The sequence below is a fragment of the Streptomyces sp. NPDC012888 genome, assembly GCF_042900645.1.
Classification (GTDB): Bacteria; Actinomycetota; Actinomycetes; order Streptomycetales; family Streptomycetaceae; genus Streptomyces.
Genome location: NZ_JBIBBM010000015.1, coordinates 75,173 through 88,939 on the forward strand (window position 1 = coordinate 75,173; position 13,767 = coordinate 88,939).

Below are 13,767 nucleotides of genomic sequence, written 5' to 3' on the forward strand. Positions count from 1 at the left end.
ACATGCTTGACCTTTCCCATGGCGACGACGCCGGCGCCGTGAACGACCTCCGCTCGGCCATCATGCGGCTGGGCCGGCGCCTGAAACACCAGCGCGTCGACGAATCGCTGAGCCCGACGGAGATGTCCGTCCTCGGCACCCTCGCCCGCTGCGGCCAGGCCACCCCCGGTGAGCTGGCCCGCCGCGAGCACGTCCAGCCGCCGTCGATGACCCGCATCGTCGCCCTGCTGGAGGCCAAGGGACTGGTCAGGCTGCAGCCGCACCCGGACGACCGCCGCCAGAAGGTGGTCACCCAGACCGAGGAAGCCGAGGCGATGCTCGAGGAGAGCCGCCGCAAACGCAACGCCTTCCTGGCCGGACTCGCGGCCGAGCTGACCGAGGAGGAATGGGCCAAGCTGCGCGAAGCGGCACCCGTCCTCGAGAAGCTCGCGCACCTGTAGGACGCACGACGCGAGGAGGCGAAAGCCCTTGAGTACGGGAAACGGAGCAGACTCCGCACCCGGCCACACATCCACCCCTGCAACCCCCGGCACCGCCGCCGGGAGATCCATGTTCGCCTCGTTGAGGATCCGGAACTACCGGCTCTTCGCGACCGGCCAGGTGGTCTCCAACACCGGCACCTGGATGCAGCGCATCGCCCAGGACTGGCTGGTGCTGTCCCTGACGGGCTCCGCGTCCGCCGTGGGCATCACCATCGCCCTGCAGTTCCTCCCCATGCTGCTGTTCGGCCTCTACGGCGGCGTCCTCGCGGACCGGCTGCCCAAGCGGCCCCTGCTGGTGGCCACCCAGAGCGCGATGGGCCTCACCGGCGTCGCGCTGGCCGTGCTCACCCTCACCGGCCACGTCGAGGTCTGGCACGTCTACCTGACCGCCCTCCTGCTCGGCCTGGTCACGGTCGTCGACAACCCCGCCCGCCAGTCCTTCGTCTCCGAGATGGTCGGACCGGCCCAGCTGGCCAACGCCGTCAGCCTGAACTCGGCGAACTTCCAGTCCGCGCGCCTGGTCGGCCCGGCCGTGGCCGGTGTGCTGATCACCGCCGTCGGCTCGGGCTGGGCCTTCCTGCTGAACGGGCTGTCCTTCGCCGCCCCCGTCGCCGGCCTGCTCCTGATGCGCACCTCCGAGCTGCACCGGACCGCCGTACAGCCCCGCTCCAAGGGCCAGCTGCGCGAAGGCCTGAGGTACGTCTCCCGGCACCCGGAGCTGGTCTGGCCGATCGTGCTGGTCGGCTTCATCGGCACCTTCGGGTTCAACTTCCCGATCTGGCTGACCGCCTTCGCCGACGACGTCTTCCACGGCGACGCCGGCACGTACGGCCTGTTCAACACCCTCATCGCGGCCGGATCCCTGGCCGGCGCCCTGCTCGCCGCACGCCGCGGCCGGCACCGGCTCCGGCTCCTCGTCGCGGCGGCCGCACTGTTCGGCGTACTGGAGCTCGCCACCGCCTTCGCCCCCGGCTTCTGGCTGTTCGCCGCGCTGCTGGTGCCGATCGGAATGTTCGGCCTCACCGTCAACGTGGTCGCGAACTCCAGCGTCCAGATGGCCACCGACCCCGAGATGCGGGGCCGCGTCATGGCCCTCTACATGATGGTGTTCACCGGCGGCACCCCCGTCGGCGCGCCCCTGGTGGGCTGGGTCACCGACCACTTCGGCGCACGCGTCGGCATGGCCTCCGGCGGACTGGTCTCCCTGGCCGCCGCCCTCGCCATCGGCCTCGTGCTGTCCCGCGTCGGCAACCTCAAGGTCCGCGTCTCCCGGCACGGCGTCGCCTTCGTCCCCGCCACCGGAAGGCGCGAACTGGTCCGGGTGGCATAGAGCACTCCCGCGGAGCGGGTCCTACGCTCGGGCCATGAGACTCTTCGCCGCAGTCCTGCCGCCCGAGCAGGCCATCGACGAACTCCGCACCGCGGTCCGGGCGTTGCCGCACGACAGCCGGCTGCGCTGGACCGCGGAGGCGGGATGGCACTTCACCCTCGCGTTCATGGGCGAAGTCGAGGAACACCTCCTGCCCGAGCTGTACGCACGGATGGAACGCGCCGCCGCCCGCACCGAGCCCTTCCGGCTCCGCCTGCACGGCTCCGGCCACTTCGGCAACCGCGCCCTGTGGACCGGCGCCGCAGGCTCCCTCGACACCCTGCGCCTGCTCGCCGAACGGGCCGACGCCGCCGCCCGCCGGGCCGGCGTGCCGATGGAACAACACCGCCGCTACACCCCCCACCTCACCGTCGCCCGCAGCGCCCACGGCGACGTCGACCTGCGTCCCCTCGTCGACGCCCTCGCCCCGTTCGAGGGCGCCCCCTGGCAGGTCGGCGAACTCCACCTGGTCCGCAGCAACCTCCCGGCCGGCGGCGTCCCCGGCGAGCGGCCCCGCTACGAGGTCCAGGGCTCCTGGCCGCTGACCGGCTGAAGGGTGACCCAGGTCATTCGTTACGCTCGATACGTGGATCCGAAGACCAGAAACCGTGTGATGGCCGGTGTGCTCGTGCTGATGTTCGTCGTCGTGGCAGCGGCCTCCGCGCTGAAGTGACCCGCCGCCCGGCGACGCCCGGGCACACCGCACGGCCCCTCGTCCCGTCCTGCAGCCCCGCTCAGGCGCCCTTCTAGATCGCGGAACAACGATCGACTCGTGTAACGGCCACACCAGCCGCGCACTCCGTACCCGTACTTCCGTGATCCGACCCGGCCCCCCGCCCGAACGGGGCGTCGGGCCAGGCTGAACCCGAGGACCGTCCCATGAAGCTGAACCTCCGCACCCGGCCGGCGATCGCCGCCTTAGGCGCCGCACTCGCCCTCACCGCCCTGACGGGCACCCCGGCCACCGCCGCGCCGGCCACCGCCACCGGCGTCCCCAGCGGCTGCGGCTCCTTCTCCACCCAGGTCGCCATGACCGCCGGCACCCCCGCCGACCAGCGGATCTCCGGCCTGCTGTGCGAACCCAGGGCTCCCCGCGGAGGAACGGTCCAGCTCCTGCTGCACGGCGGCACCTACGACCACACGTACTGGACGATGCGCGGCGACTCCGGCAAGCCGTCCTACGTCGAGGCCGCCGTCAAGGCGGGCAACGCCGTGCTGGCCGTCGACCGGCTGGGCACCGGCCGGAGCAGCGCCCCGCACAGCTCCACGTACGCCACCGACACCAACGAGGTCGTCACCCACCAGATCGTCAAGCTGCTGCGCGACCGCGGCTACGCCAAGGTGATCCTCGTCGGCAACTCCTTCGGCGCCACCAGCGCCCGCATGACCGCCGTCCAGTACCCCGGGGACGTCGACGGCCTCATCCTCACCGGCGAGGGCGGCTACCCCAACTACGCCACCTTCGGCGCCATGGCCGACCTGTGGACCACGGCCGACCAGCACCCGCTACTCGCCCACCGCGGCCTCGACAGCGGATACACCGCGCTCAGGACCGGCTCCAAGGCCCCCTGGTTCTACGACCCGCGCACCACCGACCCCAAGGTGACCGAGTACGACGAGGCGACCACCGAGCCGGGCGTCTACCCCGCGGACCCCATGCACGGCGACGTCTCGTACAGCAAGCAGATCCGCGTCCCCGTCCTCGTCGTCCTCGGCGAGAACGACAAGCTGCTGTGCGGCGAGGGTGCCAGCGACTGCTCGGACTCCGCGGCCCTGAAGGCCAGCATCGGCCCGCTGTACGCGCCCGAGGCCCGCCTCGAGACCAAGGTCGTCCCCGACACCGGCCACGTCCTCAACCTGCACCGCACCACCGACCAGTGGTACGGCCTCGCCCAGGACTGGGCCCGCAGGCTCTGAAGCCGCCCCGCGCACCCACCGGCACCCGCCCCCGGGCGGGAGCCGCCGGGCGAACGCCTCCGGCCTACCCCGTGCGCTCGACCCACGCGAAGGACGTGCACCACCGGCGGAAGCCCTGGTGCCCCGTCCGGCCCGTGTGGCTCATGCACTCGACGTCCACCGCCGCCCCGTCGTCCGAGGCCGCCGCCTGCCACTCACAGCGCAGGCACTCGGCCTCGAAGGTCACGTCCGTCCCCGGATGCCGGGTGATGCGGTGCTCCACGTACCGCAGGACCGAACGTGTCATCGCAACCTCCGGGCGGGGTGCGGATGGTTGCGGAGCTCCACATTCGCATCGGTCACCGCGGACAGGTCCCCCCGGCGCCGGGCTTCCCACCGCTGTGCGACCAGGGCACGGCAGACGCCGCAGCCGTCCGCCGGTTTCGGCGGCGGATCGGGCAGCGAGAGGTGGACCGGCCCCGACATGGTCGTCTGTGCTCTGCTCACGACGTACGCCCTTCCAGGATCACTTCGCCTCGACACACGTCATCGTTGCCCGCAGAACCGACCGCTCCACAGCCTCATTCACGTGGTGGACTAAAGATCACTACGGCAGGTCGCGGCCCATGCGGTGAGGCGCTCCCGGGCGCGGTCCCCGAAGAGGGCCAGGTCCTCGTAGGCGGCGAACTCCTGAAGGTGGGCGCGCACGTCTCTCGGGTCGCGCAGGATCAGGACGCCCGTGGACACTTCGACCGTCGCCATGCGGTCGTCGTACACGGTGAAGGTGTTCAGCGGGGCAGGAGCCGTCACCGGGCCGAGAGGGATGACGCCCAGGCGCAGGTGGGGCAGGTGCGTCAGCGAGATCAGCCGGTCGATCTGCACGGCCAACACGTCCGGCGGCACCAGCGGCCAGCGCACGGCCTGCTCGGTGAGGACGAACGTGAACCGCTTGGAGCGGTCGTAGAGGGCCTCCTGCCGCTCCAGCTTCCTCGCCACGGCCTTCGAATGGTCACCGGGGAGGTGCGCCAGGCTGGCGCGGATGTACTCGGGGGTCGACAGCAAACCGGTGATCATCGACAGCAGGAAGTACCGAAGCTCGGTGCTGGCCGCCTCCAGGCCGGCGAGCTCGGACTGCTTCTTGTCCAGGCCCCTGCGCCGCAGCGACCGGGCGTCCTGCCAGTCCGTGTTCGCCATGCGCGCCAGGACGGAGACTTCCGCGATGAGGTCGGGGGGTGCGTCGAGCGCGCGCAGGATCTGCTCCACGTCCACCAGCGACGGCCGGACCTTGCCGTTCTCGATCCGGCTGACCTTGGACTGGGACATATTGCAGCGCGCCGCGACCCGGGCTCCGGAGAGCCCGGACCGCTTGCGGAGCTCGCGGAGCTTGTCGGCCAGCTCCCGGCTGGACCGGCCCATCCGCTCGGGCTCGAACGTCACGCGTGTACGTACTCCAGGAACGGGACGGACGCTTCCTCCGCGATCCCGTTCCCGTTGCCGGTGAGTCGTGTCAGTTCTGCACGAGCCATGTGAACCCCCTGGTTCGCGGCCATGGTCAGGGCCAGCCCCAAGACGGTACGGCGGCCTGCGGTCAGCCGTCCATGCACGGACGGGACTATGCGCGTGGTGGCATAAACAGGCGGCTGAGGGGGCCGCTCTTGCCTGGAGCGCACTCGAAGCAGTTGGCTTGGGGCCCATGGAGTACACGCAGCTCGGACGCACCGGACTCAAGGTCAGCCGACTCGTCCTCGGCACGATGAACTTCGGTCCCCAGACGGACGAACCAACCAGCCACGCCATCCTGGACGCCGCCCTCGGCGCGGGAGTCAACTTCGTCGACACCGCCAACGTGTACGGGTGGGGCGAGAACAAGGGCCGCACCGAGGAGATCATCGGCTCCTGGTTCGCGCAGGGAGGCGGGCGGCGTGAGAAGACCGTCCTGGCCACCAAGGTCTACGGGTCCATGTCCCGTTCGTCGGAGACCTGGCCGAACGAGGACCGCCTGTCGGCGCTGAACATCCGCCGCGCCGTCGAGGCCAGCCTCACCCGCCTCCGCACCGACCACATCGACCTCTACCAGTTCCACCACGTCGACCGCCGGACCCCGTTCGAGGAGATCTGGCAGGCGGTCGACGTGCTGATCCAGCAGGGCAAGATCCTCTACGCGGGTTCGTCGAACTTCCCCGGCTACAAGATCGCCCAGGCCAACGAGATCGCCGCCCGGCGCGGCATGGTGGGCCTGGTCAGCGAACAGTGCCTCTACAACCTCGCCGAACGCCGGGCCGAGATGGAGGTCCTCCCCGCCGCGCAGGAGTACGGGCTCGGGGTGATCCCCTGGTCCCCGCTGCACGGCGGCCTGCTCGGCGGGGTCATCAAGAAGGAGGTGGAGGGCGGCCGACGGGCCTCCGGCCGCTCCGCCGACGCCCTCGCGGTGACCTCCGTACGCACCCAGGTGCAGGCGTACGAGGACCTGCTCGACAAGCACGGCCTGGAGCCCGGCGAGGTCGCCCTGGCCTGGCTGCTGACGCGGCCGGGCGTCACCGGCCCGATCGTCGGCCCGCGCACCGCGGAGCAGTTGGAGAGCGCCCTGCGCGCGATGGAGCTGGAACTGAGCGAAGAGGTGCTCGCCGGCCTGGACGAGATCTTCCCCGGCCCCGGACCCTCCCCGGAGGCCTTCGCCTGGTGACCGGGCAGGGGCAGGCACGTGCCGCCGTGGCCACGACAGGCCACGGCGGCACGTCCGGCTGCGGCGAGACCCCCGGACGGCCGCTCAGTCCGCCCGGCGGGTGTACGGGCCGCCGATGCCCCACGCCTGGTGCATGACCGCGGCGAACTCGCCGGCCAGCCGGTGCTCCCCCGACGCGTTGGGGTGCGTGCCGTCGTAGGTGTCGTAGTGGATGTCGTAACCCTCCGGGCGGGCCGCCAGCAGGATCGGGGACGCCGGCGTCGACAGGTCGGCCACCGCCTTCGCGAGCAGCTCGTTGAACCGGTCGACCTCCGCGGCGAAGTCCGGATCCGCCTCCGCCCGGCTGTTCGGGATCACCGGCATGAACACCATGCGCACACCAGGCCGGGCCTCGCGGGCACCGGCGACGAAAGCACGCACGTTGACGGCGGTCTGCTCGGCGTCCGTGTAGAAGCCGAGGTCGATCAGGCCCAGCGAGACCAGCAGGACGTCCGGCTTGTGCGCGGCGACGGTCCGCGCGGCGACCGGCGCCATGTGCTGCCAGCCCTCGCCCCAGCCGGCCAGGTGCCGGCGGGCGTGCGCCGGGAAGCCGGGGTCGGCGTAGTCGTGGGAGACGGGCGCGTCGGCGAAGGTGTCGTACAGCTCGGTACGCGGGCCGACGATCCGGTAGGGGCCGCCGAACGTCGCGTTGAGGTGCTGCCACATGCGGTAACGCCAGGTCCAGTCGCCGGCGCGCCCGATGGTCATGGAATCGCCGACGAACAGGAAACGCATCCCGACATCATCGTGGACGCGCGGTCGGCGGGCCGAGCCCGCCGCGCTGTGATGCCGGACACGCCCGGCGCCCTGGCAGGCTTGGGACATGCGCCGTCTTCCGTCCGTCCTGGCCCTGGCCCTGGCCGCCGCCGGCTCCGCCCTCCTCCCCGGTCCCGCCGCCGTCGCCTCCGGGCTCCCCGGCACGTCCACGTTCGTCATCGAGGACCCCCGGATCACCGAGTCCAGCGGCCTCGCCGCCAGCCGGGCACACCCCGGCGTGTACTGGACGCACAACGACAGCGACGACGGCCCGTACGTGTACGGCGTGGACTCGGCGACCGGCCGGACGGTCGCCCGGGTGACGATGACCGGCGTCGGCCGGCCCCGCGACGTGGAGGCCATCTCCCTCGGCCCCGACGGGCAGTTGTACGTCGGCGACATCGGCGACAACCGGGACGGCACGTGGAAGCACGTGTGGATCTACCGCTTCCCCGAGCCCGAACGGCTCGGCGACGTGACCGTGGAGGCGACCCAGTTCACCGTCCGCTACGCCGACGGCCCACGGGACGCCGAGGCCCTGATGGTCCATCCGAAGACCGGCCGGGTCTACATCGCCAGCAAGCACAAGGAGACGGGCGGGCTGTACGAGGGGCCCGAGCGGCTGTCGGCGGCCGGCCCGAACACGTTCCGGCGGATCGCCGGCGTGCCCTGGGTCACCGACGGCGCGTTCTCCCCGGACGGCACCGCGCTCACGCTGCGCGGCTACCTGTGGGCCCGTACGTTCCCGTGGCGCGACGGCCGGCCCCAGGGCGAGGGGGAGCGGCTGGACGCGCCGTTCCAGGGGCAGGCGGAGTCAGCGGCGTACTCGGCGGACGGGTCGGTGCTGATGTTCGGGGCGGAGGGGCCGCGCAGCGAGGTCCTGGCGCTGCCGGTGAAGCCCGGCGGGACCGCGTCCGCCGCGCCGCCGCGGCCGGGCGCCACGCCCGGCGCGGCCTCGCCGGAACCTGCTCCGCCGTCCGGCGACTTCGCGGTGGGCGCGGTGGCGCTGGCCGCGGCCACCGCCGTCTGGCTGGGCCTCCGCGCGCTCTTCCGCCGCCGCGCCTGACGCCGCCCCCGGGGCCGGGTGGGCAGACGCCCGGCCCCGTCGGGGGCGCGGGGAGCTGCCCGGGCAGTCGCGGCCGGGTTGCGGCCGCTGCGCGGGGCGTTCCGCCGGACCGCTCCTAGCTGTGGCCCAGGTCCGCTTCGGACTGGTCCGCCGGCGCCAGGGACCCCTCGTCCGCCGAAGGCCGCAGCGAGAACTCGTCCGCCCGCATCGAGTCCAGCACCGGCGGCGCCGGCCGCGGCGGCTTCGGCATGACCGCGGCCTCCGAGTGCCCACCGCAGCCGTACGCCAGTGACACCAGGTGCCCGTCCGCCGGCCCGAACTCGTTCGCGCAGACGCCGAACGCCTGTCCGAGCGAACCGCCGATCCGTACCAGGAAGCCGCAGGACACGCACGACGCGGGCGCCGCCTGCGCCATCGCGGTCTTCGCCCCGTACGCCTCGTCCCAGCGGTCCGCCGCCGTGTGCAGCCCGTACCGGGACAGCACCCGGGCCCGCCGCATGCCGAGCTCCTCGGCGACCGCGGTGATCGAGCCGCGCTCCGGCACGCTCACCCGGTCGGTGACGTCCGCGTCCTCCGCCTCGACGAGCTCGGCCATCTCCTCCGACACGACGGAGTTCGGCGGCGGCGCGTCCTCGCCCGAGTAACCGGGCTCGAGCCGCAGGTCCTCCGCGTCGGTGGGCAGCAGGTCGCCCGGCCCCATGTCACCGGGGCGCAGCCGCTCGCTCCACGGCACCCATTCGGGGGCCAGCAGCGCGTCCGGCCCGGGAAGCAGCACCGTTTCGTCGAGGGTGACGAACTTGGCGCGGGAGGCGCGGGCCACCGTCACGGCCCAGCGCCAGCCCCGGTAACCCGGTTCCTTGCACTCGAAGAGGTGCGTGACCACCCGGTCACCCTCGGCCACGACCGAGACGTGCTCGCCGACCACACCGGGCGCGGCGGCCTCCTCGGCGGCCGCCCGGGCGAGGTCCACCGCCTCGGCGCACAGGCGGTCCGGGGTACGGGGGGTACGGCTAGTACGGCTTCGCGTCGTCGCAGCACTCACTGGTCTCGTTCTCTCCTACGCCGTCTCACGAGTGCGCCGTCCGTACTTGCCGCCGTTCACGACGGCCCGTCGGTACTGTCCCCACGCGTGGCACGGGCGGAGCGGACCAGAGGGCCGCGTCGACGTCCGCGCCCGTTGGGTCCCGGGCGCACCTACTGCTATCCATTCTGCGGGATGGCGAGGAGGCGCGCGGCCAGGAGCAACCGCCGGTGGCGCGCTACGCACGCTACCTCGTCCGGCGCCGTGGGCCCACATGCACGTCCGATTCGCGGACATCGCCCGGACCCCCGCGAGACCGGCTCCCCCCGGCCGCCGCACGGGACGCGTCGCGGCGGGCCCGCTGGGGCACTATGGCGAAGTGGCACCCGTACGGTCGTCCGGCGACGGCCCGGGCCGGGCCCGGAGGGCCGGCCGGGCGGTCGGGCGCGCCCTCCACCTCCCGTTCACCGGGACGGCGCGCGGGATCCGGCGGGCCACCCACGCGCAGGGGGCCGGCGAGTCCGGCCTCGCCAAACTGATCGAACTGCACGCCTTCAACGGCGCGGGCGACGTGATGATCACCGTCGCGCTGGCGTCCACGGTGTTCTTCTCCGTACCCACGGACGAGGCACGCGGACGGGTGGCGCTCTACCTGGCCATCACCATGGCCCCCTTCACCCTCCTCGCCCCCGTCATCGGCCCGCTGCTGGACCGGCTGCCGCACGGCCGGCGGGCGGCGATGGCCGGCGCGATGCTGACCCGCGCGGTGCTGGCCCTCACCATGTCGGGCGCGGTGGCCTCCGGGGGCCTGGAGCTCTACCCGGCGGCGCTCGGCGTACTGGTCGCGTCCAAGGCGTACGGGGTGGTGCGCAGCGCGGTGGTACCGCGGCTGCTGCCACCGACGTTCTCCCTGGTCAAGGCGAACTCGAGGGTGACGCTGGCAGGATTGCTGGCGACGGGGGCGGCAGCGCCGGTGGGGGCGCTGCTGCACCTGGTCGGCCCGGCGTGGCCGCTGTACGGCGCGTGCGCGGTGTTCGTGGCCGGCACGTTCGCGGCGTTCCGGCTGCCGCACAAGGTGGACGAGGCCAGGGGCGAGGCCCGGGCCAGGCTGTCCACGCACGAACCGCACTCGCGCCGGCCCGGACTGCGGACCGTCAGCCCGTCGGTGCTGTGCGGGCTGTGCGCGAACGCGGCGATGCGCGGCCTGTCCGGCTTCCTGATCTTCTTCCTGGCGTTCCTGCTGCGCGAGCACCCGCTGTCGGGGCAGAGCGCGGCCGTGTCCCTCGGCATCGTCGGCGTGGCCGCGGGTGTGGGGAACGCGTGCGGAACGGCCGTCGGGGCGTGGCTGCGGGCCCGCGCCCCGGAGGCCATCGTGGCGGCGGTCCTCTCCCTCACCCTCGTCGTGGCGCTGCTCGCCGCGCTGTTGTTCGGCGGGGTGATGGTGGCGCTGCTCGGCGCGTCCGCCGGGTTCACCCAGGCGCTGGCCAAGCTGTCGCTGGACGCGATGATCCAGCGGGACGTCCCGGAGGCCGTGCGGACGTCGGCGTTCGCCCGGTCCGAGACCCTGCTGCAGATGGCGTGGGTGCTCGGCGGCGCGATCGGCATCGCGCTGCCGCTGAACGGGGTGCTCGGCATGGGGGCCGCCGCACTGCTCGTCGGGGCGGGCACGGCGATGGCGTACCGGGGCGTGTTCGTCACCCTCGGGCACCGGCCCCGGACGGCCTGAGACCCGTCCGGGCGGCGGGGACCGCCCGGAGCTGGCGCGGCGGGGCACCCCGTGCGGCGGGGGGCGGGGGCGGACCGATAGCCTTCGGCTCATGACCGCACCGCTTTTCTCGGGTAGGGCCCGCCGCAGCGTCGCGGCCCTCGGGGCCGTGTCCGCCGGCCTCCTCCTCCTGTCCGCCTGCGACAAGCCGACTCCCCTGGCGACCGTCACGGTCGGCACGTCGTCGGTTTCCGCCGAGGCCGTCTGCGAGGACAAGAAGGAGCTGTCCATCGAGAAGGTCTCGGACTGCCTGACCAACCCCAAGGGCGCCAAGACCATCGAGTACGGCCGCGGGGACACCCTGCGTCTCGGCGTCGAGCCGGACGTCGTCGAGGACGGCCGCAAGTGGCAGGCCGTCCTGGACGGTCAGCCGATCACCGACCTGTCCTCCAACACCTACCGCAGCTTCCCGAACGCCGACATCTTCGCCACCGGCGGCCAGGGCGAGGCCCCCGCCTCCAAGGCGCTGAGCATCGTCGAGCTGTCCGCCGAGGGCAAGCCGCTGTCCGTCTGGGCCTTCAAGCTGAAGCTGAAGTAGCGGCCCCCCGGTGCGCGCGCTCATCGTGACGGCGGTGGCGGCGGAGGCAGACTCCGTCGCCACCGGTCTCACGGCCGGTCTCCCTCCCGATCCGGACCCGGCCGACACCGGCGCGCGTGCGCTCCCCGGCGGCTACCCCCTCACCCGCCGCCACATCCCCGGACTGGCCCTCGACGTCCTCGTCGGCGGCGTCGGTCCGGCCGCCGCGGCGGCCGCGACCGCGACCGCCCTCACCCTGGCCCACCCGGCCCCGTACCGGCTCGTCGTGTCCGCCGGGATCGGCGGCGGGTTCCAGCCCGCCGCGCCGGTCGGCTCACTCGTGGTGGGCGACGCCCTCGTCGCCGCCGACCTCGGGGCCGGCACACCTGACGGATTCGTACCCGTCGACGAACTCGGTTTCGGCCGGACGGTCCACCTGCCCCCCGCCGACCTCGCCGCGCGGGCCGCGGAGGCCACCGGCGCGCTGCTCGCACCCGTCCTCACGGTCTCCACCGTCACCGGCACGGCCGCCCGGGCCGCCGAGCTCGCCGCCCGGCACCCGCTCGCCGGGGCCGAGGCCATGGAGGGCTTCGGCGTCGCGGAGGCCGCCGCCGCGCACGGCGTGCCCGTGCTGGAGGTCCGTGCCGTGTCCAACGCCGTCGGCCCGCGCGACCGGGCGGCCTGGCGGATCGGCGACGCGCTCGCCGCGCTGGCCGACGGGTTCCGCGCACTGGGGCCCGTACTCGCGAACTGGGGAGAACATGACCGGTGACGCCCTGCGGATCGCCTACTCGCCCTGCCCGAACGACACCTTCGTCTTCGACGCCTGGGCCCACGGCCGGGTGCCGGGTGCGCCCGCGCTCGACGTGACCTTCGCCGACATCGACATCACCAACGGCATGGCCGAACGCGGCGAGCTCGACGTGCTGAAGGTGTCCTACGCGGTGCTGCCGTGGGTCCTCGACGAGTACGCCCTGCTGCCGTGCGGCGGAGCCCTCGGACGGGGCTGCGGCCCGCTGGTGCTGACCCGGGAGCCGGGACTGGACCTGGCCGGACGGACCGTGGCCGTGCCCAGCGAACGGTCGACGGCGTACCTGCTGTTCCGGCTGTGGGCCGCCGACGTGCTGCCCCGGGGCGTCGGCGAGGTCGTCGTACTGCCGTTCCACGAGATCATGCCGGCCGTGCGCGACGGCCGGGTCGACGCGGGCCTCGTCATCCACGAAGCCCGGTTCACCTACCAGGACTACGGGCTGCACTGCCTGGCCGACATGGGCGAGCACTGGGAGTCCACCACCGGCCTGCCCATCCCGCTCGGCGCGATCATCGCCCGGCGTTCGCTGGGCGCGCCCGCCCTGCGGGCCCTGGCCGACGCGGCCCGCACCTCCGTACGGATGGCCTGGGACGACCCCGAGGCGTCCCGGCCGTACGTACGGGCGCACGCGCAGGAACTCGACCCGAAGGTCGCCGACCAGCACATCGGCCTCTACGTGAACGAGTTCACCGCCGAGCTCGGCGACGACGGGTACGCGGCGGTGCGCGGCCTGCTGACCCGCGCCGCGGCCGAGGGCCTGGTCCCGCCCATCGCCCCGGGCGCGCTGGCCTTCCCGTGACGGCTTCCCGGGGCGGCTTCCCGGGGCGGCTTCCCTGACGCGCGGCTGCGCCCCGCCACCCGACCGGGTGACGGGGCGCAGCCGTGCGACCGTCAGACGTCCAGCTGGTCGGCCACCGCACGCAGCATGCCGGCGATCTTCCCGCCGGAGGCGCGGTCGGGGTAGCGGCCGCGCTCCAGCTGCTGGGTGACGTTCTCCAGGAGGGTGGTCAGGTCCTGGACGATCGAGGCGAGCTCGTCGGGCTTGCGCCGCTGCGCCGCGGCGACCGACGGCGTCGGGTCCAGCACCGTCACGGAAAGCGCCTGGTCACCGCGCTGACCGGCGACCACGCCGAACTCGACGCGCTGGCCGGGCTTGAGTGCATCGACCCCGGCAGGGAGCACCGACGAGTGGACGAAGACGTCGCCGCCGTCGTCCCGGGAGAGAAAGCCGAAGCCCTTCTCGCTGTTGAACCACTTGACCTTGCCGGTAGGCACGTCTGTCCTCTGTCCTTGTACTCGTCGGGTCCGAAACGCCGTCGAACGGCTCCGGATAGCAGTGCAGCGGGTCACCGTGACCCGCCA

General features: G+C 73.2%; 15 protein-coding genes. 10 read left to right on the forward strand and 5 right to left on the reverse strand.

Annotated features, from left to right (window positions below; genetic code table 11):
• Window positions 1-2 precede the first annotated feature (2 nt).
• The 4 genes from ACFY61_RS24480 (at window position 3) to ACFY61_RS24495 (ending at window position 3,768) form a co-directional block, all read left to right on the forward strand.
• A complete protein-coding gene (locus ACFY61_RS24480) occupies window positions 3-440 on the forward strand; it encodes a MarR family winged helix-turn-helix transcriptional regulator (RefSeq protein WP_389475070.1) in 438 nt (145 codons plus the stop codon).
• Between the two features lie 28 nt (window positions 441-468).
• On the forward strand, window positions 469-1,812 hold the full coding sequence (locus ACFY61_RS24485) for an MFS transporter (RefSeq protein WP_389475072.1): 1,344 nt from the start codon (window positions 469-471) through the stop codon (window positions 1,810-1,812).
• Window positions 1,813-1,846: 34 nt separating this feature from the next.
• Entirely contained in the window at window positions 1,847-2,404 is a 558-nt protein-coding gene (gene thpR / locus ACFY61_RS24490) for an RNA 2',3'-cyclic phosphodiesterase (protein ID WP_389475074.1), read from the forward strand.
• Between the two features lie 326 nt (window positions 2,405-2,730).
• Window positions 2,731-3,768 carry an alpha/beta hydrolase gene (locus ACFY61_RS24495; RefSeq protein ID WP_389475076.1) on the forward strand — a complete coding sequence of 346 codons (1,038 nt, stop codon included), beginning with the start codon at window positions 2,731-2,733 and terminating at the stop codon, window positions 3,766-3,768.
• Between the two features lie 64 nt (window positions 3,769-3,832).
• Here the strand turns inward: ACFY61_RS24495 and ACFY61_RS24500 are convergent, their stop codons facing one another.
• Window positions 3,833-4,054, reverse strand: coding sequence for a hypothetical protein (locus tag ACFY61_RS24500; protein ID WP_389475078.1), 222 nt, complete (start codon window positions 4,052-4,054; stop codon window positions 3,833-3,835).
• A 290-nt stretch (window positions 4,055-4,344) separates the two neighbouring features.
• On the reverse strand, window positions 4,345-5,184 hold the full coding sequence (locus tag ACFY61_RS24505; RefSeq protein ID WP_389475080.1) for a helix-turn-helix domain-containing protein: 840 nt from the start codon (window positions 5,182-5,184) through the stop codon (window positions 4,345-4,347).
• Between the two features lie 256 nt (window positions 5,185-5,440).
• Between ACFY61_RS24505 and ACFY61_RS24510 the strand changes: the two genes are divergently transcribed.
• Window positions 5,441-6,430, forward strand: coding sequence for an aldo/keto reductase (locus ACFY61_RS24510; protein ID WP_389475082.1), 990 nt, complete (start codon window positions 5,441-5,443; stop codon window positions 6,428-6,430).
• Window positions 6,431-6,514: 84 nt separating this feature from the next.
• Here ACFY61_RS24510 and ACFY61_RS24515 read toward each other — a convergent pair whose 3' ends face one another.
• Complete coding sequence (locus tag ACFY61_RS24515) at window positions 6,515-7,204, reverse strand: GDSL-type esterase/lipase family protein (protein WP_389475084.1); 690 nt, start codon at window positions 7,202-7,204, stop codon at window positions 6,515-6,517.
• A gap of 88 nt (window positions 7,205-7,292) precedes the next feature.
• Here ACFY61_RS24515 and ACFY61_RS24520 point away from each other — a divergent pair, with 88 nt between their 5' ends.
• Window positions 7,293-8,291, forward strand: coding sequence for a WD40 repeat domain-containing protein (locus ACFY61_RS24520; protein ID WP_389475086.1), 999 nt, complete (start codon window positions 7,293-7,295; stop codon window positions 8,289-8,291).
• A gap of 115 nt (window positions 8,292-8,406) precedes the next feature.
• Here the strand turns inward: ACFY61_RS24520 and ACFY61_RS24525 are convergent, their stop codons facing one another.
• Window positions 8,407-9,333, reverse strand: coding sequence for a DUF3027 domain-containing protein (locus ACFY61_RS24525; RefSeq protein WP_389475088.1), 927 nt, complete (start codon window positions 9,331-9,333; stop codon window positions 8,407-8,409).
• A 340-nt stretch (window positions 9,334-9,673) separates the two neighbouring features.
• Here ACFY61_RS24525 and ACFY61_RS24530 point away from each other — a divergent pair, with 340 nt between their 5' ends.
• The 4 genes from ACFY61_RS24530 (at window position 9,674) to ACFY61_RS24545 (ending at window position 13,204) form a co-directional block, all read left to right on the forward strand.
• Window positions 9,674-11,038, forward strand: coding sequence for an MFS transporter (locus ACFY61_RS24530; RefSeq protein WP_389475322.1), 1,365 nt, complete (start codon window positions 9,674-9,676; stop codon window positions 11,036-11,038).
• A 91-nt stretch (window positions 11,039-11,129) separates the two neighbouring features.
• Complete coding sequence (locus ACFY61_RS24535) at window positions 11,130-11,615, forward strand: DUF2771 domain-containing protein (RefSeq protein WP_389475090.1); 486 nt, start codon at window positions 11,130-11,132, stop codon at window positions 11,613-11,615.
• 10 nt (window positions 11,616-11,625) lie between these two features.
• Window positions 11,626-12,366 carry a futalosine hydrolase gene (locus ACFY61_RS24540; RefSeq protein WP_389475092.1) on the forward strand — a complete coding sequence of 247 codons (741 nt, stop codon included), beginning with the start codon at window positions 11,626-11,628 and terminating at the stop codon, window positions 12,364-12,366.
• Window positions 12,356-13,204, forward strand: a complete 849-nt coding sequence (locus ACFY61_RS24545) for a 1,4-dihydroxy-6-naphthoate synthase (RefSeq protein WP_389475094.1) — start codon at window positions 12,356-12,358, stop codon at window positions 13,202-13,204. Before ACFY61_RS24540 ends, ACFY61_RS24545 begins: the two co-directional genes overlap by 11 nt.
• Window positions 13,205-13,296: 92 nt before the next feature.
• Here the strand turns inward: ACFY61_RS24545 and ACFY61_RS24550 are convergent, their stop codons facing one another.
• The gene (locus ACFY61_RS24550; RefSeq protein WP_389475096.1) at window positions 13,297-13,680 is read right to left on the reverse strand and encodes a cold-shock protein; all 384 of its coding nucleotides are present in this window, start codon (window positions 13,678-13,680) and stop codon (window positions 13,297-13,299) included.
• Window positions 13,681-13,767: the final 87 nt, after the last annotated feature.